Source organism: Larkinella harenae (assembly GCF_054780515.1).
Map to the genome: position 1 here is coordinate 1752549 of NZ_BAAGWE010000001.1, position 26940 is coordinate 1779488.

27 protein-coding genes are annotated in these 26940 nt (G+C 50.6%); 11 read left to right on the plus strand and 16 right to left on the minus strand.

The window, feature by feature from the left end; genetic code table 11:
• Positions 1–44: 44 nt before the first annotated feature.
• A complete protein-coding gene (gene eboC / locus ACYVH9_RS07040; RefSeq protein ID WP_460635591.1) occupies positions 45–920 on the minus strand; it encodes a UbiA-like protein EboC in 876 nt (291 codons plus the stop codon).
• A gap of 105 nt (positions 921–1025) precedes the next feature.
• Complete coding sequence (locus tag ACYVH9_RS07045; RefSeq protein ID WP_460635592.1) at positions 1026–1958, minus strand: TatD family hydrolase; 933 nt, start codon at positions 1956–1958, stop codon at positions 1026–1028.
• A 200-nt stretch (positions 1959–2158) separates the two neighbouring features.
• Here ACYVH9_RS07045 and ACYVH9_RS07050 point away from each other — a divergent pair, with 200 nt between their 5' ends.
• Both ACYVH9_RS07050 and ACYVH9_RS07055 read left to right on the plus strand, forming a co-directional pair.
• On the plus strand, positions 2159–2806 hold the full coding sequence (locus tag ACYVH9_RS07050; RefSeq protein ID WP_460635593.1) for a DUF4136 domain-containing protein: 648 nt from the start codon (positions 2159–2161) through the stop codon (positions 2804–2806).
• A 101-nt stretch (positions 2807–2907) separates the two neighbouring features.
• Positions 2908–3579: a hypothetical protein gene (locus tag ACYVH9_RS07055; RefSeq protein ID WP_460635594.1), complete on the plus strand. Its 672-nt coding sequence runs from the start codon at positions 2908–2910 to the stop codon at positions 3577–3579.
• Between the two features lie 13 nt (positions 3580–3592).
• Here the strand turns inward: ACYVH9_RS07055 and ACYVH9_RS07060 are convergent, their stop codons facing one another.
• The 3 genes from ACYVH9_RS07060 to rpsU all read right to left on the minus strand — a co-directional run bounded on the left by ACYVH9_RS07060 (position 3593) and on the right by rpsU (position 5559).
• The gene (locus ACYVH9_RS07060; RefSeq protein WP_460635595.1) at positions 3593–4345 is read right to left on the minus strand and encodes an EboA domain-containing protein; all 753 of its coding nucleotides are present in this window, start codon (positions 4343–4345) and stop codon (positions 3593–3595) included.
• A gap of 36 nt (positions 4346–4381) precedes the next feature.
• Positions 4382–5269 (minus strand): tyrosine-type recombinase/integrase, encoded by an 888-nt coding sequence (locus ACYVH9_RS07065; protein ID WP_460635596.1) that lies wholly within the window; start codon positions 5267–5269, stop codon positions 4382–4384.
• A 92-nt stretch (positions 5270–5361) separates the two neighbouring features.
• Positions 5362–5559: a 30S ribosomal protein S21 gene (gene rpsU, locus ACYVH9_RS07070; protein ID WP_038120545.1), complete on the minus strand. Its 198-nt coding sequence runs from the start codon at positions 5557–5559 to the stop codon at positions 5362–5364.
• Between the two features lie 197 nt (positions 5560–5756).
• Here rpsU and ACYVH9_RS07075 point away from each other — a divergent pair, with 197 nt between their 5' ends.
• The 3 genes from ACYVH9_RS07075 to ACYVH9_RS07085 are packed head-to-tail and all read left to right on the plus strand — an operon-like array spanning position 5757 to position 7633.
• Entirely contained in the window at positions 5757–6689 is a 933-nt protein-coding gene (locus tag ACYVH9_RS07075) for a Ppx/GppA phosphatase family protein (RefSeq protein WP_460635597.1), read from the plus strand.
• Positions 6686–7123, plus strand: a complete 438-nt coding sequence (locus ACYVH9_RS07080; RefSeq protein ID WP_460635598.1) for a MarR family winged helix-turn-helix transcriptional regulator — start codon at positions 6686–6688, stop codon at positions 7121–7123. The genes ACYVH9_RS07075 and ACYVH9_RS07080 overlap by 4 nt, the downstream gene beginning before the upstream one ends.
• 21 nt (positions 7124–7144) lie before the next feature.
• Complete coding sequence (locus tag ACYVH9_RS07085; RefSeq protein ID WP_460635599.1) at positions 7145–7633, plus strand: PaaI family thioesterase; 489 nt, start codon at positions 7145–7147, stop codon at positions 7631–7633.
• Between the two features lie 46 nt (positions 7634–7679).
• Here ACYVH9_RS07085 and ACYVH9_RS07090 read toward each other — a convergent pair whose 3' ends face one another.
• Positions 7680–8432, minus strand: coding sequence for an SDR family NAD(P)-dependent oxidoreductase (locus tag ACYVH9_RS07090; protein WP_460635600.1), 753 nt, complete (start codon positions 8430–8432; stop codon positions 7680–7682).
• A 139-nt stretch (positions 8433–8571) separates the two neighbouring features.
• On the opposite strand from ACYVH9_RS07090, the gene ACYVH9_RS07095 reads away from it, so the two are divergent.
• Complete coding sequence (locus ACYVH9_RS07095; protein WP_460635601.1) at positions 8572–9765, plus strand: dipeptidase; 1194 nt, start codon at positions 8572–8574, stop codon at positions 9763–9765.
• On the opposite strand, the gene ACYVH9_RS07100 is transcribed toward ACYVH9_RS07095, so the two are convergent.
• From ACYVH9_RS07100 to sufC, 7 genes are all read right to left on the minus strand, one after another.
• Positions 9766–11298 carry a capsule assembly Wzi family protein gene (locus ACYVH9_RS07100; RefSeq protein WP_460635602.1) on the minus strand — a complete coding sequence of 511 codons (1533 nt, stop codon included), beginning with the start codon at positions 11296–11298 and terminating at the stop codon, positions 9766–9768.
• 154 nt (positions 11299–11452) lie between these two features.
• Complete coding sequence (locus ACYVH9_RS07105; RefSeq protein WP_460635603.1) at positions 11453–11878, minus strand: BrxA/BrxB family bacilliredoxin; 426 nt, start codon at positions 11876–11878, stop codon at positions 11453–11455.
• Positions 11879–11930: 52 nt separating this feature from the next.
• Positions 11931–12242 carry a DUF59 domain-containing protein gene (locus ACYVH9_RS07110; protein WP_460635604.1) on the minus strand — a complete coding sequence of 104 codons (312 nt, stop codon included), beginning with the start codon at positions 12240–12242 and terminating at the stop codon, positions 11931–11933.
• Positions 12243–12253: 11 nt separating this feature from the next.
• A complete protein-coding gene (locus ACYVH9_RS07115) occupies positions 12254–12703 on the minus strand; it encodes a SufE family protein (protein ID WP_460635605.1) in 450 nt (149 codons plus the stop codon).
• 119 nt (positions 12704–12822) lie between these two features.
• Positions 12823–14061, minus strand: coding sequence for a SufS family cysteine desulfurase (locus ACYVH9_RS07120; RefSeq protein ID WP_460635606.1), 1239 nt, complete (start codon positions 14059–14061; stop codon positions 12823–12825).
• Between the two features lie 102 nt (positions 14062–14163).
• On the minus strand, positions 14164–15483 hold the full coding sequence (gene sufD, locus ACYVH9_RS07125; RefSeq protein ID WP_460635607.1) for a Fe-S cluster assembly protein SufD: 1320 nt from the start codon (positions 15481–15483) through the stop codon (positions 14164–14166).
• 86 nt (positions 15484–15569) lie between these two features.
• Positions 15570–16325 carry a Fe-S cluster assembly ATPase SufC gene (gene sufC / locus ACYVH9_RS07130; RefSeq protein WP_460635608.1) on the minus strand — a complete coding sequence of 252 codons (756 nt, stop codon included), beginning with the start codon at positions 16323–16325 and terminating at the stop codon, positions 15570–15572.
• A gap of 188 nt (positions 16326–16513) precedes the next feature.
• Between sufC and ACYVH9_RS07135 the strand changes: the two genes are divergently transcribed.
• From ACYVH9_RS07135 to ACYVH9_RS07155, 5 genes are all read left to right on the plus strand, one after another.
• Positions 16514–17986: an arginine deiminase family protein gene (locus tag ACYVH9_RS07135; RefSeq protein WP_460635609.1), complete on the plus strand. Its 1473-nt coding sequence runs from the start codon at positions 16514–16516 to the stop codon at positions 17984–17986.
• A 15-nt stretch (positions 17987–18001) separates the two neighbouring features.
• Positions 18002–18931 (plus strand): citrulline utilization hydrolase CtlX, encoded by a 930-nt coding sequence (gene ctlX, locus ACYVH9_RS07140; protein ID WP_460635610.1) that lies wholly within the window; start codon positions 18002–18004, stop codon positions 18929–18931.
• Positions 18932–19140: 209 nt separating this feature from the next.
• Positions 19141–19689, plus strand: coding sequence for a MarR family winged helix-turn-helix transcriptional regulator (locus tag ACYVH9_RS07145; protein ID WP_460635611.1), 549 nt, complete (start codon positions 19141–19143; stop codon positions 19687–19689).
• A 165-nt stretch (positions 19690–19854) separates the two neighbouring features.
• On the plus strand, positions 19855–20574 hold the full coding sequence (locus tag ACYVH9_RS07150) for an SDR family NAD(P)-dependent oxidoreductase (RefSeq protein ID WP_460635612.1): 720 nt from the start codon (positions 19855–19857) through the stop codon (positions 20572–20574).
• Positions 20575–20673: 99 nt separating this feature from the next.
• Entirely contained in the window at positions 20674–21546 is an 873-nt protein-coding gene (locus tag ACYVH9_RS07155) for an SMP-30/gluconolactonase/LRE family protein (RefSeq protein ID WP_460636456.1), read from the plus strand.
• 117 nt (positions 21547–21663) lie between these two features.
• Here the strand turns inward: ACYVH9_RS07155 and ACYVH9_RS07160 are convergent, their stop codons facing one another.
• Genes ACYVH9_RS07160 through ACYVH9_RS07170 form a run of 3 tightly spaced genes read right to left on the minus strand, consistent with a single transcriptional unit; the run spans position 21664 to position 26831 of the window.
• Entirely contained in the window at positions 21664–22167 is a 504-nt protein-coding gene (locus ACYVH9_RS07160; RefSeq protein ID WP_460635613.1) for a hypothetical protein, read from the minus strand.
• A gap of 27 nt (positions 22168–22194) precedes the next feature.
• On the minus strand, positions 22195–23676 hold the full coding sequence (locus ACYVH9_RS07165; protein WP_460635614.1) for a SusD/RagB family nutrient-binding outer membrane lipoprotein: 1482 nt from the start codon (positions 23674–23676) through the stop codon (positions 22195–22197).
• 23 nt (positions 23677–23699) lie between these two features.
• The gene (locus tag ACYVH9_RS07170) at positions 23700–26831 is read right to left on the minus strand and encodes a SusC/RagA family TonB-linked outer membrane protein (RefSeq protein WP_460635615.1); all 3132 of its coding nucleotides are present in this window, start codon (positions 26829–26831) and stop codon (positions 23700–23702) included.
• Positions 26832–26940 lie beyond the last annotated feature (109 nt).

Here is a 26940-nt window from a genome sequence, read left to right on the forward strand (position 1 = left end):
GATGGCTTGTCTTTTAGAACATGCAATTGCTTCGATCGGTTCGGCTAGGTGACCGCAAAAACGTTGGCCAGGAGCCGGGATAGCGGCAAGAGACAAACGACCAGCATCGCCAGCGGGAAAGAAGCAAAAGCTGCTACCCAGGCGGCATTCATAACGATCAACGACAAAACACCCGCTTTAACAGCCATACCAATGTTGTGGCCCTTGGGATGACGGATGGCGTGCCAGAGCGGGGGAAAAATAAAATACCCAAATAGCAGCAGAAACGGGAAGGCAGTTCCCAGGTGATCTTGCCGATGGGCAATGGCCGCAATGCAGCCGATGACCAAGCCGTAGAGCAACCCGGCTACGCGCAGAATTCCGGCGTTTCCGCCGTGCACTTCGCCCCGGCTGATCATGGTGATGGCGGCAATATACACAATGGGAATAAGCCCCAGCGCCCCCCATACCATGACCTGATCCGGCAGGATGCTGATGCCCAGTGCCAGATTCAGGCCCCGGCACAAGCCCATGTTCAACGGCCCGAGCAACGCACTGTGTTTCCCGAATTTGTCGTAAACCAGCGACGCAATGCTGATGGCAACCGCCAGCCAGCCCGCGGTTGAGTTGACTAGCCAGGCGGCTGCAATCCCGATTGCCAGCAGGAATAGCCCCAGCATCGTTGCGGCCTGTAGGCTGACCTGTCCGCTCGGAATGGGTCGTTCCGGGCGCTCAAGAGCGTCCAGTTCGGCGTCAAAAACGTCGTTGAACACCACTCCTCCGCCATACAATCCTACTGTCGACAAACAAAGCCAGCCCACCGGTACGGGGTCAGCGTCGGGAATCAGATAGTACCCGGCAATGGCCATACCCGCTATAACATCAGCAACAGCGGTAATCAGGTTGGCGGGGCGCGTTAAGCGGAGAAGCGGAAGAAGCATGGTAAAATACACGATGAAGTATGAATGATGAAAGTATACGTAATGAACTAGGCTAACGCGTGGTTAAAATTCATCGGTTATAATTCATCATTCAATTATAATTCATCATTCTATGATTGTGGACGATTTGTCTACGCGGGGTGCTTGGCCTCCACGGAGCACTGAGCTGCCGTTGTAGCGCTGACTTTGGTCGATACCAAGGGGTTGTTCAAGATCTTCCAGACTGAGCTGACCACTCTGGGCAAAAGCCGTCACGGCGTTCTGGAAAGTGACCAGTCGAATGGTTTCGTCGGCAATACCACGTTCCTTCATCAAAGCTGCGGTTTTGGGCAAAGCCAGCGGATCGCTGATGCCCCAGTCGGCAGCCGAGTTGATCATGATGCGTTCCGGTCCGTATTGTTTGACCACCTCAACCATGCGCTCGTTGCCCATTTTTGTGAATGGGTAAATGGTAAATCCGGCCCAGAAGCCCCGATCCAGTACTTCCTTCACCGTTTCCTCATTATTATGATCGACGATCACCATGCCGGGGTCCAGACCATGTTCCAGCGCGATGTCCATGCTGCGGCTGGTTCCCTGTTTTTTGTCGCGGTGGGGTGTATGAATCTGCACGGGTAAGTTGGCCTCCTTGGCCAGATCGAGCTGCGCGCGGTAGTATTTTTCTTCGGCTGGGGTCTGGTCGTCAAAACCAATTTCACCAACGCCCACAACACCTTCCTTGTAGATAAACAACGGCAGAATTTCCATCACCTGCTCGGCCAGCGCTTCGTTGTTGGCTTCCTTGGAGTTCAGGCCAATGGTGCAATAGTGCCGGATACCGAACTGTGAGGCCCGAAACCGTTCCCAGCCTACCAGACTGGCGAAATAATCGCGGAATGAATCGACACCCGTGCGCGGTTGCCCGAGCCAGAAAGCCGGCTCAATCAGGGCCACAATACCAGCATCGGCCATCGCCTGATAATCGTCCGTGGTGCGGGAAGTCATGTGGACGTGCATGTCGAAGAACTTCATGCCCCGTACAGTATCTAAAAAACTCATAGTGGTAGCTGAACTTGTCTAAAAACAAAGGTAGTCGGCCTGCAACCCAGTTGCAAGGGCCGAAGCCGCGTGGCTTCGCTCATACCACGAAAAAACGATAAAGATTTATTAAAACAGGAGCGAAAAACGTTTAGTTAATAGGGTGGATACCCCGGTATCGATCCATTTTAAATCAATTGTACAACTTTGTTTTATTAGCTATGAAGTCCATATTAAAGATTCTGCTGTGGCTGGGTGTAGGTGTAGGGTTCGGAAGTGGAATCAGTTCCTGCCGTCCCGATCCGCTGGATAATTTGTCGCCTGAAGAAAGTCAGGTGTTTATCACCAACCGTGACCGTTCGGCCAATTTTGCTACCTATAAAACGTTCAGTCTACCGGATTCGGTGATTGAAGTTTCGAATGACCAGGCGCGTGTTTCGCTGACGGGACTCGAGACGCCGTTCCTGAATCGACTGGCGCAGGAGCTGACCAGCCGGGGATATACGCGGGTAAACCGTCGGGACAGCACGGATTTGGGAGTTGCCGTTATGCGGATCAACAACAGTTATATTGGGGTCAATTCGATGCCTTTTTCGCCCTATTACCTCGATTATTGGGGCTTTGGCGGCCTGGGAGGCTGGGGCGGTTTCAATCCGTATTTCCCCAACTACTATTCGTTCTATGAGGTGAGTGAATCGTACTGGATGATTCAATTGATCGATTTGAAAAATCCGAATACGGCGGATCAGGAATTGAATGTGATCTGGCAGGCGCAGATTCGTGGCAACGGTATTTTCGACGCCAATTCCATCGACGCAATGCTCACGAAAGTGTTTGAACAGTCATCGTATTTACGGGCAAATCAGTAATCGTAACGAAAAGAACTGAGGCAAGAGTGCGTCGGCTTCGTCGGTATTTAGCCACTCACGTCTTTTGCCTCATTTCTTGAAGCTAATCCATTTTTAAAGTCATGAATAAGAAGATCATATTCAGTATCATCGGTTTTTTCTGGGCGCTGGGGTCGTTTGCGCAAATTGGTGCCGACCCGGACGATTCGCAGAAAGCCTTTCAGAACACACTCTATAATCGGTTTGTATCGGGCCGGATTACGGCTTTTTACGGAGCCAGTTTGCCGCTGGGGAGTCTGCCCAATTATATCGATAAAACCGGGGGACGTAATTTTTCCGTAGCCGTTGAAGCCATGTTTCCGGGACGGTTTTCGGTGGGCGGACGCATCGGACATCAATACATCAGCGAACGACTGCCCCGCCAGACTTATTCCTTCGACGACGGGTCGGATATCTCGGCGGTACAAACCCGCACGTTAACGGTGGTGCCCTTAATGGCCATCGGTTCGGTATATCTGAACGATATCCATGCAACGGTTCGGCCGTATTTGCAGCTAGGGGCCGGTGGCGCTTATGTGGATTACACGAAGTACTACGGCACCTTGGCGGACCAGAAGACGGGCGTTCGGACTGCGGTGGCTCCGGCCATTGGTGCGAAGTTTCAATTTGGTAAAAATAACAACTTCGGGGGCGAGTTACAGGCGCAGTATCAGAATGTCTTTTTCAAGTATAATGAGCTGAACAACAGTGCCAATCTGATGTTGTCGGTCGGTTTGTCGTACCGCTGGTTATAACCATATGCACGGACTAGGCGGGGTCGCCCGCCGGTCCGTGCATATGGAATAGCTGTTCTAATTCGGTTTGAGTGGATTCGGTAACGAACGGTTTAATCAGCGTCCAGAGCGCGGGGTGAATACTGCGTCCGGCAGCCCGGCGTTCCTGGGCGTAATCGATAGCGATACGGGCTAGTTTTTCGTTGGCCCGTTCGGTAAAACCCCTAATCTGTTCAACGGTTTTGTCGCTGAAAAACGCCTTCATAACCAGTTGATTCCAGGCGGGTTCGTCCAGCTGCTCCGCAGGGTAGGGGTTCTGAATCATCAGCGCTTCTTGCACGGGTCCGATGTTACTCCGTACGGCTTCTGTTGCCAGAAACCGCCAGTGTTCCGGAAAATGAAAGACGGGCAGGGCCGAATACAGCGCCACTAATTCATTCATTTCGGCGGCTTTGAATAAGGTTTCGATGGTGCTGGTGTAGGTCCCCGGGTCATTGGGTGACAACTGCAACAACCACCAAACGCGCGCCAGCCGGTCGAGCGTCCAGCCCTCAACCGTAAAACCGTGGCGGAGTTCCTGAATTGTTTGTGCCGTAGTAGGCGAAACCGTAACGAGGGCTCGTCCTACAAAACGCGGAATGGCCGTAAAAACGCGGTAGAAGATGGCCGTCGTCGGGGTTTGGTGATACGCATCGGCTTGTTGCGTCAGGTAGTTGAGGGCTTTTTCGGCGTTAGGTTGTCGTTCGATCAGCTCCAGCAGGGCGTTGGAAAGTGCGGAAGAATTCATGCCGTAAATGTAGCAAGCAGATCACCGTTTGCCAACTCACCCCGCTTTCGGGTGCGCCTGGTTGTAGGCTTTCTTGAGCTTATCAATAGTAGTGTGGGTGTATATCTGGGTTGCGGCCAGACTACTATGACCCAACAGGTCCTTAATCGCATTCAGATCGGCCCCACGGTTGAGCAGGTGTGTAGCGTAGGTATGACGCAATACGTGCGGACTTTTCTTCTCCAGCGTTGTTACCAGTTCTAAATACCGTTTTACAATCCGCTGAATCAAAACTGGATACGCCCGGACGCCCTGGTCACTCAGGATTAGGTAGGTGGGGTCCGATTTAGGTCCAAATTCGGTTTCTTTGGCTTGCTGGTACTGCTGAATCAGTGCAAACAGCGGTTGAGGCACGGGAATAATCCGGTGTTTATTCCGCTTGCCCAAAACCGTGATGGTTTTCTCGTACAGGCTCACATCCGCCATTTTCAGACCCACCAGTTCGGCCAGCCGGATGCCGGTACCGTAGAGCAGCTCGAGCACCAGCTTGTCGCGCAATCCCTTGAAATCGTCCGGAAAATCAACGCCGTCCAGCAGCGTTTCCATCGGTTTTTCTTCCACAAAAACCGGTATTTTCTTACTGGTTTTCAGCGCTGAAACTTTCAGCGTGGGATCGGTAGTAATGATTTTTCGACGCATCAGAAAACCGTAAAAACTGCGGAGCGTAGCAATTTTGCGGTTTACTGAGGTTTTGTCCATGCCCGATTCAACCAGGCTGACAATCCAGGAGCGAATCTGGTGAAAGGTGGCCTGCTCGGGTTGGTCCAGCTCGTAATCACTTTTCAAATACGCCAGGAACTGATCCAGGTCAGTTCGATACGCCGTGAGGGTATGATGGCTCAGGCGTTTTTCGTAGCGGATATGTTCGAGAAAGAGCGTGACCATAAGAATGCAGCCGAAAAGTAAACAAAAGAAAATAAAAAAGCAGTAAGCGATGCCTACTGCCAATCCGTGCTGTTGCCGTTGCGTATTTCAGACTATGCTTCGCTGTTGCTACCGTACATTTTTTCACGGTAAACGGCTTTCAGAATTTCCTGACGACGTTTGATCGATGGTTTCTGGAAGGCAGTGCGCGAACGCAGAGCGCGTAATACGCCGGTTTTCTCAAATTTCTTTTTAAAACGCTTCAGCGCTTTATCAATTGACTCGTTTTCTTTGACGTTTATGATGAGCATATCCTGCTATTCGTTAATTTTCTAGTATCAAACGGATTGCAAAGGTAGGCTTCCGAAAGGAAAAAAACAATAGTTTTGCGCGAAATGATTCAGCCCGAAACGGTTGGCACACCTGGGAGTAGCCGCAGTGGCAAAACCGCCAACCAACCATACGGCCTTCGAAACCGTTTAACCAGCAGACTATTTAAATTCCGTTTATGAAAAAAGCCGTTATTGACCTCGGAACGAACACTTTTCATTTAATGATCATGGAAAGGGACCAGACGCTTTTCCGGGAAAGTCGACCGGCTAAAATTGGGAAAGCGGGCATCAACCAGGGCATTATTACCGAGGACGCGACGGAGCGGGCTATTGCCGTTTTGCAGTACTTCCGGAGCGTGCTCGACCGGTACCAGATTCCGGCGGAACAGGCTGTGGCAATCGGTACCAGTGCGATACGAAACGCCGGAAATCAGGCCGAATTTATGGAACGGGTTCGCCGGGAAACGGGGATTATCATTCGTTCGATCTCGGGCGAACAGGAAGCGGACTACATCTATGCCGGGGTGCGGGCGGCTGGTGCGCTGGATCAGCAGATGGCGCTGGTGGTTGATATTGGGGGCGGAAGCGTCGAGTTTATCCTGGGTACCCAACAACGGGTCTACTGGAAACAGAGCTTTGAAATCGGCGGGCAGCGCTTGCTGGAACGGTTTATGGAAACTGATCCCATCAGCACCTCGGCAGTGGCTCGTATGAGTCGTTATTTTCAGGAGCAGTTGTTGCCGCTGACCAACGCCGTCCATCAGTACGCACCTGTGGCGCTGGTGGGCTCTTCCGGTGCATTCGATACACTCATTGACATGCAGTATAAGCACGAAAAAGGCGAGTTGCCGCCGGAGGATCAGACAACGACTGTATTGCCACTGGATGCGTTTTACCGCTACTACGAGCTGGTACTGACCCGAAACCGGGCGGAGCGGATGCAATTGCCGGGCATGATCGAACTGCGGGTGGATATGATTGTGGTGAGCGTTTGCCTGATTGATTACATTCTGCGAAATTACGAGATTCCGCAGATTCGGGTTTCCACGTATTCGTTGAAAGAAGGCGTTTTGGCGGAAGGGCATCATTTAAAAAGTGGATCGTTTTGAGCCAGAACCAGGACGAAGCGTGCAGTAGCCACATGGCGGATTGCGTTGCCGGTCGCCTGCGGATGCTATCGCGGATGATTACTTCGTTGTATAATGAAGCCTTTGCGGCTGAAGACGTTACCTTTGCGCAAGCCAGCCTGCTGATGCAGATTTTGTTGCAGCCCGGCGTGCGGCAGGTAGTTTTGTCGAAGCGGTTACAGATTGAAAAATCAGCTTTGAGCCGGGATATTCAACTGCTGCAACGAAAAGGCTGGTTGACCGGTCAGGTCCGGAACGGTTTGTTTCTGACCGAACCGGGTGTTCAGATCGCCCAACGGTGCCAGACCATCTGGCAGGCGTTGCACCAGCGGGTTGAAGCACAACTGGGCAACGAAACAATTGAGGCATTGGCGCAAATTTCCCGGCAGGTTTTTAATTTGAAATCAACTAATTAAACCATACTATCTTACATACGAATGGCCATAGAAAGAGAACGGTCTTACAACTGGGAAGATCCGATGCAGGGCGCGCAGGCTGCCAAGACCATGTCCGGACTGGAGTATCTACAAAGTATTCTGGATGGTGAAAACCCATTACCACCGATTTGCCAGACGATGGATTTTGATCCGGTAGCCATGGAAGATGGCAAAGCGGTTTTTGCCGTGACGCCCTCCGAGTTCCATTACAACCCCATCGGCGTAGTCCACGGTGGCTTGCTGAGCACCCTTTGTGATTCCGCGATGGGTTGTGCTATTCATACCAAGCTGGCGGCTGGCGCAGGCTACACGACCCTCGAACTGAAAGTGAATCTGGTGCGACCTGTTACGGCCAAAACCGGTAAGCTTACCTGTACGGGCACCGTGATCCATGTCGGGCGGAGTGTTGCCACCGCCGAAGCCCGGGTGGAAGACGAGCAAGGCAAACTGTATGCGCACGCAACATCGACGTGTATGATTTTTCAATAAAAGAAGGAGGGATGGAAAGCGGTTTCTTTCCATCCCTATCCTCCGCTTATTTTCTGTAAATCGTTGTGGCGGCTGCCTGGGCAGAAGCCAGAATGGTTAGATCCGCAATGGTGACGTGGGGTGGTGCCGTCACGGCGTAGACAACCGCATCGGCAATGTCGCTGGCTGTGAGGGGCGTGAATCCTTCGTAAACCTTAGTGGCCCGGGCTTCGTCACCCTTAAACCGAACCAATGAAAACTCGGTTTCGACGGCACCGGGGGCTACATTCGTAACCCGAATACCGTGCTGGGTCAGGTCCAGTCGCATGCCTTCGCTCAACGCTTCAACGGCGGCTTTGGAAGCACAATATACTCCGCCATTGGCGTAGGTTTGTTTGCCGGCAATGGAGCTGATGTTGACGATATGCCCCCGGCCCCGCTCCACCATGCCCGGCGTTACGGCTTTGGAAACATACAACAGCCCTTTTACATTGCCGTCAATCATCGCATCCCAATCGTCAATATTCCCTTCCTGAATTGGGCCGAGACCGTGGGCGTTTCCGGCGTTGTTAATTAAAATATCGACGACTTTCCAATCACCCGGTAGGGAGTCCACAGCGGATTCCACCGCAGCCCGGTCGCGTACGTCGAAATTGAGAATATGACAGTCCGATTGCTGGCTGAGCGTCTGTTGGAGCTCATCCAGCCGATCCTGGCGTCTTCCACACAGAATCAGCCGGTAATTTAGTTTGGCAAAGGCATTGGCAATGGCCAGACCGATGCCCGAAGTGGCGCCGGTAATTAAGGCAGTTGGAGTCATTTTGATGGATTATTAGTTGACAACGGTTTCTGAAAAAGTTGAGAATCAGGTGCAGCGATACGTCCCAAGCGGTTTTAGGGAGCTAGTATAGTACTTTTTTAGTGATTCTTTTCTAACTTGGGACATAGACCATTTGTTGATGAACGCCATTTTTTCCTTTCTTTTTCTGCTCTTTATTATTCTTTTGCCATCCGATCGGGATACCCGGAAAGCGCATAAAATTCACCAGCGTGTACTGACACTCGATACCCACGCCGATGCCCCGATCAACATGATTAGAAAGGGGTTCGATGTGGGCGAACGACACGATCGAGTGCGGGATCAATCCCAGATTGACTTTCCGCGGATGAAGGAAGGGGACATGGATGCCATGTTTTTTGCGGTATACATGGCACAGGGGCCGCGCACGGTTGAGGGCCACGCCAAGGCAAAGATCAAAGCACTCGAGATTTTCCAAAGCATTCACGACGCCCTGCAAAAACACCCCGATCAGGCCGAACTGGCCACCACGCCGGCCGACGCCTATCGGATTGAGAAAGCCGGAAAGCGGGCGGTTTTTATTGGTATGGAGAACGGGTATCCGGTGGGCGAAGATCTTTCCCTGTTGAAAACTTATTACGATTTGGGATGTCGATACATTACGCTATCTCACTTTGCCAATAATGCCATCTGCGATTCGGCTACGGATCCCGATGGGCCGTTGCACGACGGATTGAGTGCTTTCGGGAAAAAGGTAGTGCAGGAAATGAACCGGCTGGGTATTATGATCGACGTTTCGCACGTTTCTGATAAATCGTTTTACGATGCGCTGGCCCTGTCAAAAGCGCCGTTGATTGCCTCTCACTCCAACGTGCGGGCACTTTGTGATTTTCCGCGAAACATGACCGATGAGATGATCAAAGCACTGGCTGCAAAAGGGGGCGTTATCCAGGTCAATTTTGTGAGCGACTACCTGCGAAAACCGTCGGATGAACACCGGCAGGCGTTGAATGCTGTCCGGATGTCTGGCGTTGGCCGTGTGGTAACGCCAGAATTACAGGCGAAGCTCGATGCCAAGGCAGACTCCATTCAGAAGCGGTATGCTTATGAGCGAGCCAGCGTGGCCGATCTGGTGAAACACATCGATTACATTGTTCGTCTGGTTGGCGTTGACCACGTTGGCATCGGCAGCGATTTTGACGGCGGAGGGGGCGTCAATGGGCTGGAAGACGTCAGCCAGATTGAAGCCCTGACGCTGGCGCTGGTCAAACGGGGGTATTCGGAAAAAGATATTGCCAAAATCTGGGGTGGAAATCTGCTGCGGGTGCTGGGGCAGGCCAAAGTGAATCCCTAGTTAGAGCCAGCCAGCGGGCTTTTTAGCAAGCCGACTCCGTGTGGTTGACCAGAGGGATTTGCGCAGGCTCACGAAACCGCCCGTCGTATTTTTGTACAATTGCCCGGAGTCGATGGCTAGGGCGGCCGTCAGCCAGGTGCCACCAAGCCAGGAGACTGGCATACCGAGCTGAAGGATGGAAGACCATTGGGGGAGTTTTTTGGGAAAAGGGAAATTATAGGTGCCCCTGTTTTCGCTGTAAGACACTTTCGCCATAAAAGTAAGCGTGCCTGCAACAGTTGCCTGAAAACCAATGTGAGCCATCTTGACCCGGTTGTTGTTCACCACATAACCAATCCGATTCTCGGGCTTTGCATCAATCAAACGAGTTAAAAACGGTGTTCCAATAACCCGGTTTCGATAAATCCAGCCTTCCTGATACTGGGCATGATTAAAATTGTTGTCACCTCCCCAGCCAAATTGTAAATCCTTCATAGCCGGATCTCCGCTTTGGAAAACCGTTGTCAAATATTCGATATTGACCCCATTGATCTGAATAAAGGCGTTGCTGGGTCTGGTGGTCCGCAGGCGAATACCGTACAGCCCATCCGGAAAACTCTGAAAAAGAAAGCTGGAGGCATCCTCGAAGGAGTGCTGGTGGTACGCCAGGATGTTCAGACCGTTGAGTGATGTTTCCAGCGCGAAATCGCTGCTGCCGACGTGGTTGCCGTACATATTTTCCCAGTCGAATTGGGTGATCCGGTCGTTGTTTAAACCGTTGGTGCGGATCGCAAACATGACATTGGGTAAATCGCTGAACCGGTTAGGCATCTGGCCATTGACGGCAATTGAATTATCCGGTAAATAGGTGGTACGACCCGCCCACTGCACGCTGTGATTGATACCGGCATAAAAACGTAGCCGCGACGAAGGCCGGCCAAACCGCCATATCACGGATTTCTGATGCAGGTAGGAACGTTTAACATACCAGGTATTTCCAAACCAGCCGTGCGCCAGGAATGCGTTGATGGCGAGCCAGCCTCCCGACCGAAACGGAATAAACCCCCGCGTTCCGAACTGAACTTTAGGAATAGGTAGGGCGTTCCCCGACCAGCTATATGAGCCCGATGAAAGCGTAGAATCGACCAGTCCGATAACTTCGCGTCGACGGCCCGCCACCAATTCGAACCAGCGGTGGGTCAGCCTGATGTGTGCTTCCGGCAGTAAAATCTGGCTGTTTTTTTCGGCATTTGCAATGCCTTCTGCTGCATAGGATACTGTCCATTCACGATCGGGCCGGATAAAAGACCGGACGGATGTTGTATCTGTGAGTAAAAGAGAGCCTTGTACGCCAAGCCGGAGGGTTGCGCCGGGCGACGATAAAGGAATAATACCATACTGGTTGGCCCGCAACCAGAACGGGCTGCGGTCGGATGTCGAGCCGAAGATACCGGCTTCAGCGTAAACCGTACTCTGGTGAGGATGTGGGGATTGGGCGAACGTGATGCATGTAACGAAAAAACAGAGAAAAGGTAGGTAGTAGAGTTTATTCATAGAGCAAAAAAATGCAAATGTTTACTTCTATACAACATTTGGTTACATGCTACTATCATTATTAGCCTTACTTGACCTACTCTTTTATTAAAAGGAAAAAATAAAGCCGGTAACAGAGTTGCTACCGGCTTTATTTTTTCAAAAAAGCTAGCTGTTATGCTTTTTCGCAGAATTCTTCGAACGCCATTTCCAGGTGTTGCGCAATCATCTGGGCCGAACGACCTTCGATGTGGTGACGTTCGATGAAATGCACCAGCTCACCATCTTTAAAAATACCAATTGAGGGCGAAGAAGGAGGGTAGGGCAGCAGGTAATCGCGCATGCGGGCCGTTGCGTCCATATCAACTCCCGCAAAAACCGTTACCAGTTTATCCGGTTTGATGCCGCTCTGCGCCAGAGCCGCTTTTACACCCGGACGGGCCGCACCAGCCGCACAACCGCAAACCGAATTGACAACCACAAGCATGGTGCCTTCGGCATTGTCCATAACCTCGTCAACTTTCTCGGCCGTATTCAGGTCCTCGAACCCGGCGCTCAGGAGATCGTCCTTCATCGGGGCAACTAAATGTGGAGGATACATATCGTTATTCTTGTTTATTGATTTAAAATATTGCGTTTTATTGACTCATTCCTTACATAAATCCTAGCTCCAGTTTGGCCACTTCCGACATCATTTCAGTCGTGTAGGGTGGGTCAAACGTAAGCTCGACGCTGACGTCGTTAACGGCCTCAATGGCCCGAACCTTAGCCTCAATTTCGCCCGGAATAGTGCCTGCAGAAGGGCAGGAGGGCGAAGTCAGCGTCATCAGGATGTATACGTTATTAACCGGAAAGATTTTGATTTCGTAGATCAGGCCCAATTCATAAACATCGACCGGAATTTCCGGGTCGTAAACTTCTTTCAGGGCTTTTATAACTTCTTCTTTCAGTTCAGACTCGTTCATGATCATTTCCGTTAAAGAGTAGGCCGGTCGGCGGTTGGTTTGTGGCTAAGTTGCTCGGTGGCAAAGTGCTTCATCTGCTGAATCATTGACGCGAGCCCCCCGGCACGGCGTGAGGTTACTAAGTTACTCAATCCAATCCGGTCGATAAAATACAGCTCGGCGTTGGCAACGGTTTCCGGTTTTTCGTCCGAAAGCACCCGGATGAGCAGACTGACCAATCCCTTGCTAATCTGGGCAGTTGGTTCACTGTCGGCTTCAAAATGAACGGTATTGCCCTGCATCTCGGAGTGTAGCCACACCTTCGACTGACAGCCACGGATCAGGTTATTGTCCGTCTGGAACTGCTCCGGCATAGGGGGGAGTTTTTTGCCTAAATCAATGATGTATTGCGTTTTATCGAGCTGATCGTCAAAGAGATCAAATTCTTCGATAATCTCGTCCTGTTTTTCGTTAATTGTCATTGTATTCGACCAAGATCACCGGCTGAATGCCTGATGGCTACATTTTATAGGTAGATAACTAAACCGGCGGGTTTCATACCTGATACTTTATTGTCTTGCTGAGATCAGTACAGTGACAATTACAGCATCATCTTCTGCACCCGGTGCAAGCCCTGCACGAGCCGGTCGATTTCTTCTTTTGTGTTGTAAACCGCAAAGGAGGCCCGGGTGGTTCCCGTAATGTTAAACCGTCGCATCAAGGGTTGCGCACAATGGTGACCCGTGCGGACGGCAATCCCTTGCTGATCGAGAATTACGCCGGTGTCCTGGTGGTGAATACCGTCGATAACAAACGAGATAACGCTAATTTTTTCGGCTCCCTGACCGATAATTTTCAAACCGGCTATACTTTGCAGGGCGTCGGTGGCGTATTCGAGCAGGCTATGTTCGTAGGTGGCTACTTTATGCTTGCCGAGGGTTTCGATATATTCCAGGGCGGCATAAACCGCAATGACATCGGCGATGTTGGGCGTTCCGGCTTCGAATTTATAGGGCAAATCGTTGTAGGTGGTTTTTTCGAATGTCACCTCCTTGATCATTTCACCACCTCCCCGCCAGGGGGGCATTGAATTCAAGACGTCACGTTTGCCGTATAGAACGCCCATGCCCGTCGGGCCGTACAGTTTATGCGCCGAGAAAACGTAAAAATCCGCATCCAGCTTCTGAACGTCGATATCGATATGCGAGCTGGCCTGCGCCCCGTCAATCAGTACTTTGGCACCAACGGCGTGGGCCTTTTCAATAATGGTTTTTACGGGATTGATAATGCCCATTGCGTTGGAAACGTGCACCACCGATACGAACTTGGTCCGTTCGGAAAGCAGTTTCTCGTATTCTTCCAGAATCAGATCGCCGTTGTCGTCAATCGGAATCACTTTCAGAACACACCCTTTTTCCTCGCACAACATCTGCCAGGGAACGATATTGGAGTGATGTTCCATTGTGGTGATGATAATCTCATCCCCTTCGTTCAGAAACCGTCGCCCGTAGGTCTGCGCCACCAGGTTAATACCGTCGGTGGTCCCATACGTAAAGATGATTTCTTCGACATGGGCGGCATTCAAAAACTGTTGAATAGCCCGGCGTGACTGTTCAAAAGCCGAGGTTGCTTTTTCGGCCAGGGTATGGATACCCCGGTGGATATTGGCGTTGTACCCTTCATAATACCGGGCCAGAGCATTCAGGACGGGCAACGGTTTTTGGGTGGTAGCCGCATTATCAAAATACACCAGCTGCCGGCCATTCACGACCTGATCGAGAATCGGGAAATCCTGGCGGATGGCCTGTATGTTCAGTATTTCGTGGGGGGCGATTTGCATTGGAATGATGAGTTATGAATTATGAGTTATGAATTAAGACGGAGCTGCCCGTGCGGTGATAAGTTATTTCTCAACTCATAATTCTTAACCCATAATTCGTAATTATCGTGCGAGTTTGGCCTGAATACGGCGCTCGATCTGTTCGCGCAGAACGTCGATTTTGATTTTTTGAATCACGTCTTCGGCAAAAGCGTACATCAGCAGTGACTGGGCTTCTTCTTTCGGAATGCCGCGCGAACGCATGTAAAACAAGGCTTCCTCGTTGAGTTTACCCGTGGTGGTGCCGTGCGAACATTTCACATCGTCGGCAAAAATCTCCAGCTGGGGTTTGGTATTCATCGAGGCTTCGTTCGACAGAACCACGTTTTTGCAGGATTGGTACGCGTTGGTTTTCTGCGCATCTTCCTGGACGAAAATTTTGCCGTTGAAAACGCCCGTCGAGCGGTCTTCCAGGATTCCTTTATACAACTCGTTACTGTGCGAATTCGGTTTGCGGTGATCCACCAGCGTGTGGTTGTCGATGTGTTGCCGGCCGTTCGGGAAATATAAACCGTACATATGGGCCTCACAATTCGATCCGTCGAGTGCAATGTTCAGGTTGTTGCGGATAAATCCGCCATCGAGGGTGATCGTTGCGGAGTAAAAATGGCTGCTCTCTTTCTGGTCCACCTGCGTTGTCCCGATGTGATACGCCATATCCGACTCATTCTGAACTTTGTAATACTCCATCCGGGCGTCTTCAGCCAGCACAATTTCAGTGACGACGTTGGTAAAGCTGGCCTGGTCGCCCAGGGTTCGGAACGATTCGGCAACTTTGACTTCCGCGTTTTCGCTGACAATGAACAGGTTGCGGGGTTGAGAGGCCACGTTTACCTGCCGGGCGTCGGAAATAAAGCGCAGAATGGTGGGCACTTCGACGGTGGTATGAGCCGGAACGTGAATCACCACACCTTCGCTTGCAAATGCCGTATTCAGGGCCGTAAAGGCATTGTCCTGGTAGTCTGCATATTTGGCGAAATACTGCGTCAGCAGTTCGGGCATCGTTTTAATCGCTTCTGACAGCGGAGTGATCGATAGCTGGTCGGCGGGGCTGACAATCTTCGATAACTCGGGCCGATACCGTCCATTGATAAAGTACAGAACATTCCCGGCCAGATTGGAAGAATCCAACTGAACCAGATCATCCGCCGTAGCCTGAGAAACAGCGTCGAACTCGAAGACTTCCTTAATTAACGTATTGACATTGGTATATTTCCACTCTTCGTGTTTGACGGTTGGAAAACCCAGCCGGTCGAACTGGTTAAGAGCCTCACGGCGAATCTGGTGAAAGGGCGATTTACTGGCCCCGTTCATCCGCTCTTCCGAGCTTCTGAAATCCGCCAGCAGTTGCGATTTAAGATCGTTATTGGGCTGATTATTCATTTGAGTCAGTTAGGAGTTAAGAGCTAAGAGTTAAATGGTTGATTGAGCCTCAACCAATTCATAATTCCTAACTCATAACTTGAAAGTTATACCGTTTCTACTTCGGCTTTGATCCAGTCGTACCCTTTTTCTTCCAGCTCAAGCGCCAGTTCTTTCGGGCCGGATTTTACGATACGGCCTTTGTAGAGTACGTGAACATAGTCCGGAACGATGTAATCCAGCAGGCGTTGGTAGTGCGTTACCACAATGGTAGCCCGTTCCGGTGAGCGCAGCTGGTTTACACCTTCGGCCACAATCCGCAGGGCGTCAATGTCCAGTCCCGAATCGGTTTCGTCCAGAATCGCCAGTTTAGGTTCCAGCATGGCCATCTGAAAAATCTCATTCCGTTTTTTCTCGCCACCCGAAAACCCTTCGTTCAGCGATCGGCTGAGCAAGGATTGGTCGATATTGACCAGTTTCATTTTTTCCTTCATCAGCTTCAGAAACTGAACGGCGTCCAGTGGGTCTTGGCCACGGTATTTCCGGATTTCGTTCATGGCCGTTTTCAGGAAGTTGGTCGTGCTCACGCCCGGAATTTCAACGGGGTACTGAAACGCCAGGAAGATTCCTTCCGCGGCCCGTTCTTCCGGTGCCATTTCCAACAGATCGTTGCCTTCAAATACAACGCTACCACCGGTTACGTCATAATCTTCACGACCGGACAACACCGACGCGAGGGTACTTTTGCCGGAACCGTTCGGTCCCATAATTGCGTGTACTTCACCGGCTTTGACTTCCAGGTTGATACCCTTCAATATTTCTTTACTGCCAATGGATGCTTGTAAATTGCTAATAGTTAGCATAATGGAAGGTTGATTTCTACTTAATTAAACTGCAAAGTTAATCGATCGCGCGATAGCTGCACGATTCAATAACAATTTAGAGCCGTTAAAAGTTGACACTCACCGGATTTCATTCACGGGTTGGGATGACTTTTTTTTCGCTACCCAATGCTTTACCTTGCAATCGGAAGTAATTTCCCTTTCCGGCAATGAATTCAATGCAGAATGGCAACCAGCAACCCGCAAAACAGGAGATCAGCGTAACCTCGGAGATCGGTCCGTTGAAGCGCCTTTTGATCCACAGTCCCGATCGGGGATTGGGCAAAGTTGTGCCCTCCAAAGCTCAGGATTGGCTTTTTGAAGATATTGTGCATCTGGAAACGATGCGGAAAGAAGAGTACGATTATTACGTAAAAATCCTGCTGTACTTTCTGGATCCCGATAAGATCCGGGGCAAACTGGACGATATTGATGCCGACACCACCCGCAATTTCTTCAAGCCGGACCATCCAGACTATTTCCGTTCTGATGCTGTGATCGATATCCAGCGCCTGCTGGCCGAGATTCTGGAGGACGAAGTGATCCGAACCCGGTTGATTTCGGGTATTTGCGCCGTCGAGCGGTGTAGCTTTGCCATTCAAACCCAGTTGTATACGTACGACCCGATCGAGCTGTCTAAGATTCTGATTTCTGGCTCTTTACCCGATCGAACTATGCTGTTTGCGCCCTTGCCGAATTTCATTTTTACGCGTGATATTGGCATCGTTATCAACAGCTACATCTTGTTGAACAAACCCGCCAAGCTGGCCCGAACGCGTGAAGCGTTCCTGGCTCAATACATCTTTTTCTACCACCCGCTGTTCAGTAGCTACCGGGATAAAATTATCGAAATTCCGGATAACGAACACCACTTTCTATTGCCCGATAACGAGCTCAGTCACGATTATTCCCGTTCGACGCTCGAAGGTGGGGATGTGATGATGGTGGCGAAAAATCACCTGGTAATCGGATGCAGCGAACGGACTACCTTATATGCCGCCCAGCAAGTCATTCGGATCGTTTTTGAGAAGAAAATTGTTGATAAAGTCACCATTATCAAAATTCCGAAAAAACGGGATTTTATGCACATCGACACCATCTTCACGCAGGTGAAACGGAATATGTGGGTGTTGCTGGGGTCACTGGGCCGGGTGGGCGATGAGGCCAAGAAGAGCGATTTGCTGCATTTTCTGGCTCCTAAAGAAGTGCCCGAATCGCTGCGGATCATCCAGTTTATACGAGGGGCGGAACACGCACCCGTTGACTACGAAAATCTGGAAGATTTGCTTACGGCAATCAGCCAGGACGACCTGGGATGTACAGAACCGGTCCGGTTCATCTATTCTGGAAATAACGAATTTCCGTTTGGCGCCCGCGAGCAGTGGACCGATTCCTGCAATTTGCTGGCGTTGAAAGAAGGGGTTGTCATCGGTTATGACCGCAATGACAAAACCCTGGAAGCGTTTCGGCAGGCAGGCTTTGAAACCGTGGGTGCGGCCGATTTGCTGGCGCGTTTTGAGCGCGGAGATACGAGCCCGGACCAGCTGGAAAATACCTTTATCCTGTTGCCCTCCGCCGAACTATCGCGGGCTCGGGGCGGTTCCCACTGCATGAGTTTGCCGTTATTACGTGCTGAATTATAAACTTAACCCTAACGTATGCAATCACAGACTACGTCAACCCTATTGATGATCCGGCCCGTTCGGTTTGGTTTCAACGAGCAAACGGCCGCAAGCAACGCTTTTCAGGATGCTACGCTGGCCACGAATGAACCGGAAAAAGTTCAGCAAGAAGCGCTTCGCGAGTTTGATGAAATGGCCCGGCAGCTGGGGGCTGCTGGCGTCAATGTGATTATCTACGAGGATACGTTAGAGCAAAATACGCCTGATTCTATTTTTCCCAACAACTGGGTGTCGTTTCACTTCAGCGGTACGGTGGTGCTGTATCCGATGCAGGCCGAAAACCGTCGCCAGGAGCGGAGGCTAGACATTATCGACGATCTGGGCAAAGAATATCACGTGGCCAAAATTGTTGACCTGACTCAATTTGAGCGGGAAGGAAAGTTTCTGGAAGGAACCGGCAGCATGGTGCTTGACCGGATGAAGCGGATTGCCTACGCCTGTTTGTCACCCCGAACCAATCAGGAAGTGTTAAACGCGTTTAGCGAGCAGACGGGTTATCAGGTGGTTGCTTTCTCGGCTGTTGATGCGGATGGGATTCCGGTGTACCATACCAACGTTATGATGTGCATTGGGGATGCCTTTGCGGTGGTTTGTCTGGCTGCCGTAGCCGACCCGGATGAGCGGCTGATGTTGCGGCAAACACTCGTCAATAATGGCAAGCACGTGATCGATATTACGCTGGAACAAATGGCTCGTTTTGCCGGCAATATGTTGCTGGTTGTGAGCCAGAAAGGTCAGAAACTTCTGGTAATGTCGAAGCAGGCTTTAGAGTCGCTGACCCCCCGGCAACGCGACGAACTGGACGATTTTGCGGCCTTACTTCCTTTCGATTTGTCTACTATTGAACGCTACGGTGGCGGATCGGCCCGCTGTATGCTGGCTGAGGTCCATCTGCCCTTTAAGTGAGCACTACAAAAGCTTCTGAAGATGCACCAATGCATTTAAATGCATTGGTTTGATAGCTTTGTTTTGTGTGGTTTAAAAATTGTACTTCGCTCACAATAAATAGAATCCTTTATACCGTTTAATAACTTAATTGTTGATACAATTATGGTAGTTAGTTGAATTTGTGGAAAACTACAGTGATTTGCGTTAACAAATTAGTAACAAACCATTTGGAAGAATTTGTATTCACTTGCTTTGACAAACTAATTTTCTTAAGTTCGTTATTATTACAAGTTGGTTACAAAATTTTATTACGTTTTAATGCCCTAGCAATCATGATCGCAGAGAAAAAAAGAGTTTCCAAGTACAGTAGTTGCCTGAATTTTACGGCAAATGCCCTGGCTAGAGTAATGACTAACATTTCTGATGAAGAATTTGGTCGGTTGGGTCTAACGGCCTCCCATGCCTTTGTGTTGAAAGAATCCATTGAAAACCCCGGTATTCAACCAAAGGAATTAAGTGGAGAACTGCATTTAACACCATCCACAATTACGCGGCTTATCGAAAAGCTGGAGCTGAAAAAGCTGGTGGAGCGGAAAATTGAAGGGAAGCACACGCTGGTTTACGCAACTGAAAAAGGCATTGCCATGCTGCCGGATATCAAAAAGGCCTGGGATAACCTGATGCGTCGTTATGCCGAAATTCTGGGTGATGAAAGCTCTCGCCGGATGACGGATATGATTTATGGAGCTGTAAAAGCGTTAGGGAAAGACGCGTAAGGCGCTTACCGAAAAGTCAAGAGTTAATTGCACATGCCCGAATCTTCTTCTAAGTTGAGGACAGAGGCCGTTTTTTAAACAATTTCAATGATTGAATTGTAAGGTTGAAGAGATTGTGTGGAAGCAATAATCTCAGTGCAGGTTTACAATTCAATCATTGAAATCATGAATACCAACCACGAGAAAGTTGCCTTGGTAACCGGTGCCAACCGGGGACTTGGAAAAGAAATTTCGCACCAACTGTGTAAGCAGGGTTTTGCGGTTTTCATGGCCTCCCGCGATGTTGAAAAAGGGCGGGAAGCCGTTCATGAACTCTGTGACCAGGGGTACGAAGCCATCTTTCTGCATATGGATGTCACTGACCCTGTGAGTATTAAAAACGCTTACGGAGCCTTCTCTCAAAAAGCTGATCACCTCGACGTATTGATTAATAACGCGGCCATTCTGGAAGAAACCGACCGGCACGTTACGATCTGTAAACTCAATATCGAGTCGCTGGAACGGACGCTCAAGACCAACGTGGTTGGTCCCATTATGGTGATTCAGGACTTTCTGCCATTTCTGGAGAAAAGTAAAAAAGGAGCGCGAATCATTAACATGACCAGTGATCTGGGGGCGCTTTCGCACATGCGCGATGGATACCCTGCCTACAGCCTTTCCAAGACGGCTTTACACGCAATGACCCGCCAGTTTGCAGCCGCTTTGGTGGGTAAAAATATTGCCGTAAGTTGTGTTAATCCCGGCTGGGTGCAAACCCAAATGGGCGGGCCTGGTGCCAATCGTTCGCTGGAGCAAGGAGCCGAAACCGCCGTCTGGCTGGCTACAGAAACTCCTTTGCACGAAACGGGTAAGTTTTGGAAAGACAAGCAGGAAGTGCCGTGGTAAGCGGAATCTGCTATCTTTGCGCTCTCCTGAACTTATAAAATATCTCCTATGAATCTTCGTAGAAAAACCGTATTGCTCTTTGCGGTTTGGGGCCTGTTTATGGCAGAAAGCTTTGCTTATGAACCCAATACGGGTGGAATCGATTCTGTAAAAGTTACTGCTCCGGGTGCCGTTCCGAAACAGATTTCCAGTCAGTTTAAGTTTACGGAAGGCCCGGCGGTCAACAAGAAAGGGGATATTTACTTCACAGATCAGCCCAACGATAAAATCTGGAAGTACGATGTGGACGGGAATTTGTCCCTTTACATGGACAAGACCGGGCGCTCGAACGGGCTGTATTTCGACAAAAAAGGGAATTTGATTGCCTGCGCCGACGAAAAAAATGAATTATGGTCGATCAGTCCGAAAGGTAAAATTACGGTATTACTGACGGATTTCGAAGGCAAACGGCTTAACGGGCCGAATGATCTGTGGATTGATTCGAAAGGAGGAATCTATTTTACCGACCCGTATTACCAGCGCGATTACTGGGATCGTAAGAAACCGGATATCGAAGGACAGAAAGTGTATTACCTGCCCAAAGGAAAAAAAGAGCCGGTGATTGTCGATGATAAGCTGATGCAGCCCAACGGCATCGTAGGAACGCCCGACGGCAAGTTTCTGTACGTCGCCGATATTCGCGACAGCAAAACCTACAAATACCAGATCAATTCCGATGGCTCGTTAACCAATCGGCAATTGTTCGTGCCGCAGGGCTCTGACGGCATGACCATTGACACTCAGGGAAATATTTACCTGAGTGGCAAAGGTGTGACGGTTTACAGTCCTACGGGTGAAAAAATCCAGAATATTCCAGTGCCGTCGCGTTGGGTAGGCAATATCTGTTTTGGGGGTACAGATCGCAAGATCCTTTTTATTACCGCAACGGAGTCTGTTTACACAATTGACATGCAGGTAAAAGGAGTGGAGTAGCGAGTTTGCCCTGGACGGCTGAACGGCACAAATGGGCCAAGGAACCGCATAAATTTACTTAACGACATAAAAAAACCGACCTGAATCTCAGGTCGGTTTTTTTATGCACGCCGGGCTTTACGCCAGAATCCGAATCCGTACTGGCTGGGCAACGATTTCAGAACCGTCATCCAGGGTTACCAGAAACATAAAGGCAATTTCCCGTACCGGTGTATTAGGAGTGATAGCAACCGAAGGACGCTTGGTGGCAAAATCCTTCAAGGTTGTGGTAAACTCTACAGTTGTACCGCTTGCGGTGATAGGAGCCGAAATGTAATTGGTCGAAGCGGTGTTCAAGGTTTGCACGGTGATGCTGGTGGCACCAGCAGCTACCCGCGTAATTTCCTTGATGGTCCGGCCACTGGAAGAAGGAATGGACAACGTGATCTTGATGTTACCACCCGCAGCCGTAGAGACTTCGTAATAAGGATCAAAACCGTAGGTTGTAGCACCCGTATAGGTTACGGGTACGGCCGGACGGTTATCCCGTACCAGGTCGCTGTAGACGCCATCGTCCTTGCAGGAAAAGCCCGCGAATGCGATAACGGAAAGCAGAAAAAATTGAAACGCTATTTTTTTCATGATAGTATTCTGTTAACGAATGACCGATTAATCAACATCCCACCACACACGTACGTTAGATTGCGGGCCCGGGTTGGGGAAGTTGGGGTTCCGCTCGATTTCCTGTGTAACGTACGCGGCCCGTACGGGCCGGGTGCCATCAATACCCGTTGCATTCTGAGAAGGCTGCAGTCTGGGATAACCGGTGCGACGCCAGTCGTTCCAGGATTCTAACCCGTTGCCGGTCCAGGCAATCCACTTCTGGGTAATGATTTGCTCGCGTTTTTGCTCGGTGGTACCCGTTAACGTGGCTATGTTCGGATTGGCAGCCAGATACGCGTCAATGGCAGCCGTCGAAATTCCGGCCAGCGTCATCGAAGCCCGAATGCCTTCGGTATACAGTGCCTGCGGATCGCCGGCGGTGCCAAGCGTCAACGCCGATTCGGCCAGAATAAACGCCCGCTGGAAGTTAGTGATCAGTCGCACCGGACCTTCGCCCTGAGCCCCCGTAACGTAAGGACCGTACTTTGACCAGCTCGTAATTGGTTGCGGTAATACGCCATTGAAACCGTTGTCAATGGTTACGTAATCGGCAGCCGGTTTGGTAAAGAAAACGGGCAGACGCGGATCGGTTTTTGACGGGTCTGTAGGGTTGGGCCGCAGCACATTCAGGAAGCGCGTGCTCATGATCAATTCATTGTTGAATGAACCAAAAATAGCCAGGTTCCAGATGGCGCTGGTACTACCAACGCTGCTACCGTATTTCACGTTCAGATCCTGCGCGTTGCTCGTAATGTACATGTTCTTTTGCAGCACCTCGTTGATAACCTGCGTGGCGAGCTGAGGCTCTTTTTTGCTGATGGTATTGGCCAGTTTCAGCAACAAAGTATTCCCGGCCCGCTTCCAGTTGTCAATGTTGCCGGCATAAACGATATCTTCAGCACCCGGCTTGGAAGTAGAAGGTGCATCCAGATCCGCCAGGCCTTCCCGAACCAGATCGAACAGGCTTTGAATACCCAGCGACTGATTCCCTTTGTAGATATCTTCCTGTTTGTCCAGGCGAGGCTGAACAATGGCCTCACCCTGCAAAGCCTCTGAATACGGTACGTCGCCCCAAATATCCGTTGCCATGCTGAACATATAGGCTTTCATAATTTTAGCGACACCGGTATACGCTTTGGAATTCTGCTGATCGGCGGCTTCAATCAGCTTTTGATAGCCGATCAGGGTGCGAGCGTAGATGTCAAAGCGCCACTGGTTACCGAAATCAGCGCCATTCGTGGTGAATCGGTCATAGTTGGCAGGGCTTCCGGCCGCTCCCGACAGGTAGTTCATCAGTACGGATGCAAACCGGTTTAATTCACCGTTGTTCGCAAATCCGGAACCCGCCAGTGCAGAAGGCAGCAAAACGGGGGGCGTCACTGCCGTCGGGTTATTCGGCGTCACGTTGACGTCGAGGTATTTGCTACAGGCCCCCATGGAAAGCAGCATGGGCACCAACAGAAATTTTTTATACTTGAAAATGTTCATTGTCAGAATTGTGATGAGGTTGATTAAAACGTAAACCGCAGGTTAACGCCGAAATTCCGTGTGTTAGGAATACCGTTCAAATCAAGTCCCTGAATGTTACCAGCACCTTGGGTATTGGTTTCAGGGTCACCCATGTAATTAGGTGCGTAGAACCACAGGTTCCGGCCGCTGACACCAACTGAAATTCCACCAAAGGGGGTTCTGTCAGTGAGGTTGGCTGGCAGGCTGTAGTTCAGGGCCAGTTCGCGCAGGCGGTAAACCGTGGCGTCGAAAACCGCGGCCTCCGAAGCCAGACCACCCAAGTTCGCCCAATACGTTTGCGAGCTCACCTGAATGTTGTTGGGTCGGTATGATTTAGAACCGTCAGCGTTGGTCACCTCAATCACACCCGGCAAAATACGGGGCTGGTCGCGGTCGATTCCGGTCACGGCTAAGTGGCCCTGACCACGAAGATCGACTGCACCAAACGAGTACAGCTGGCCACCCTGGCGGGTATCGAACAGGATGGAAAGCGAAATTCCTTTGTAGCTGAACGTGTTCGTCAAACCAGCGGTCCAGTTCGGGTTCGGGTTAGAAATAACCTGACCGGCAATTCCAGGAGCAAACAAACCCGTGGTTGGGTTGATCAGGTACTCACCCTGCGGGCTGCGGGCATTGGCCGTTCCAACAATCACACCGTACGGTTGACCAACAACAATGGAAGGGTTGATCCCGATAAAGGCATTTCCCGTAATCGGCGACTGCGTTACACCCGGGGCGATTTCTTCCACCTTATTCCGAATCCGGGTAAAGTTCAGCACCAAATCCCATTTGAAACCGTTTTGCAAACGGATTGGCGTAGTGTTAAACACCAGTTCAATACCTCTGTTGCGGAGTGCCCCAACGTTGGTCGTACGCGTGTCAAAACCGGTTGAGTTCGACACCGAAACGTTGAAAATCTGGTTCGTACTGCGCGTATCGAAGTAAGCCAGGTCAATGCTGGCCCGGTTGCGGAAAAGGCCCACATTAAGACCAAATTCATACGAACGCACAAACTCCGGTGTCAGGTTGTTGTTACCAATCCGGTTGCTGGGGCTAAAGCCTGGCAGGCTGGCTCCTCCTACCGAAATCGGGAAGGTAAGACCGGCTGCGTTGTTTCCGTAGCTGGTAGGCACGAAAACCGAGTTCAGCAGGTACGGATCCGCATCCCGACCAACGCGGGCCACACTGGCGCGAACCTTGGCGTAGGACAGAACATCTGAATTAAGTTTGAAAGCGTCAGTTGGCACAAAGCTGACCGAAGCCGCCGGGTAGAAATACGTGTTGTTGGCTTTGGGCAGTGTCGACGACTGATCCACCCGGCCCGACAATTCCAGGAACAGGTAGTTCTGGTAGCCCAGTGATAATTGACCATAGTATCCAACCAATCGACGCATGGTGGTTTCTTCCTGGCTGGCGGTAAAGACCGAGCCATTGCTGACGTTGTTAAAGCCCGGAATTGTCAACTGCTGCGAAGATAAAGTGGTGTTCTGTGTTCTGCGCTGGTTGATGTTGTTACCCAGCAACAGATTGGCCGTCAGTCCTTCCAGGAATAAATCATCCTTATGGGCAGTGATCAGCAGGTCTCCGTTCAGTTCCGAACGGAAGAACATGTCTTCGATGATCTGTCCGGCTGGTCCGCGGGCCGATCCAATGGCGAAATTCATTTTCCGGCGATCGGTGTAGGTATCACCAGTGACACGGTAAGCTACGTTCAGCCATTTAGTGATGTCGTAACCCGCCTGGAAGTTTCCGAAAATCCGGTCAACCTGGCTTTTCATCGTTTCGTAGTAAGCACTCCACAGCGGGTGGTTTTGGGTCAGCGAGTAGAAAATGCTCCGTCCCAGTGCGTTCTCGTAGGGGCTTCCTGCCAAGTCGAAGCTCCGCGGAATCCGGGTGATCTGGCCAAAAGCACTACCCCCGTTTCCGACTGGGGTACCATTCTGAGCGGTTTTAACGTACGTTACCGTGCTGCTCAGTTTCAGGCCGTTTTGCAGCTTGGACTCCCCACCAATCTGGATGTTTGTCCGGTCAAATTTAGAGTTGGGCACCACCCCTTTCTGCAGCGTGTTGCCAACGGCCAGAATGTAGTTACGACGTTCGTCGCCGGAAGCAATGTTAACGGAGTTTTGCCAGATGCTACCCTGTTGGTAAAAATCTCTGACGTTGTTCGGGTAAGCCCGGTAGGGAACGGTGTTGCCCTGAACGGTCGTAACCTCAGTCAGGCTGCCGCCGAATCTAGGACCCCAGGAGTTGGCAGACGTGTTAACAAAGTTGTTCTGCGTACCCTGTCCATACTCATTTTGCAGGGGAGGAAGACCGTAAACGTTCTGAACGTTAAAGGAAGAATTGACGGTTACCTCGGTTTTACCTTTGAGATTGCGCCCCGTTTTGGTCGTGATAACGATCGCACCAGCTGATGCCCGCGAACCGTACAGAACCGATGCGGCAGGGCCTTTCAGAACGTTGATGGACTCGATGCTTTCGGGGTTAATATCGGCCAGACGGTTTGCCGACTGAGCGCTGAAAAGCGTGTTATCCGTCGATGGGTTCTGGTTGACATCGTTGTTGAAAATAACACCGTCGACGATAATCAGCGGCTGGTTACTTCCGTTGAACGACGTAATCCCGCGAATGTTGATGTTGGTTGATGCGCCCGGGGCACCGCTGGAAGGTGTGATGTTTACACCGGCCAGTTTTCCTTGCAGGGCATTCAGAACGTTGGGCTCGGAACGCTGCGCTAACACATCACCCCGAACATCCTGCGTTGAGTAACCCAGCGAACGGCGATCCCGCTCGATCCCCTGAGCTGTAACAACTACTTCCGTTAGTTGGCTGGCATCGGCCTTGAGTTGGACGTTAATCGTTGTCTGATTACCGACTTCAATTTCTTGAGTGGCGGTTCCGATAAAGCTAAAAACCAGGCGACCGCTGGCTGGAACGTTGGGTAGACTGTAGTTACCTTCGGAATCGGTAGTCGTACCGCGGCTAGAACCTTTCAGTTGGATGCTCACACCGGGGAGGGTGGATCCGTCATCGGCGGAGGTGACTTTACCAGTCACTGTCCGATCCTGAGCTAATGCGGGCAGGGCAAAAAGCACGCATAGTAGCCATAAGTAGGCTAAACGTTTTCTCATAGATAGGTTATTGTTTGGATGAACTAAGAAAATGGGTACAAAACTACTTCTATATCCGCAATAAATAAACCAAAGAAGAAGTTTTGTGCTAACTTTTTTAGACATACTT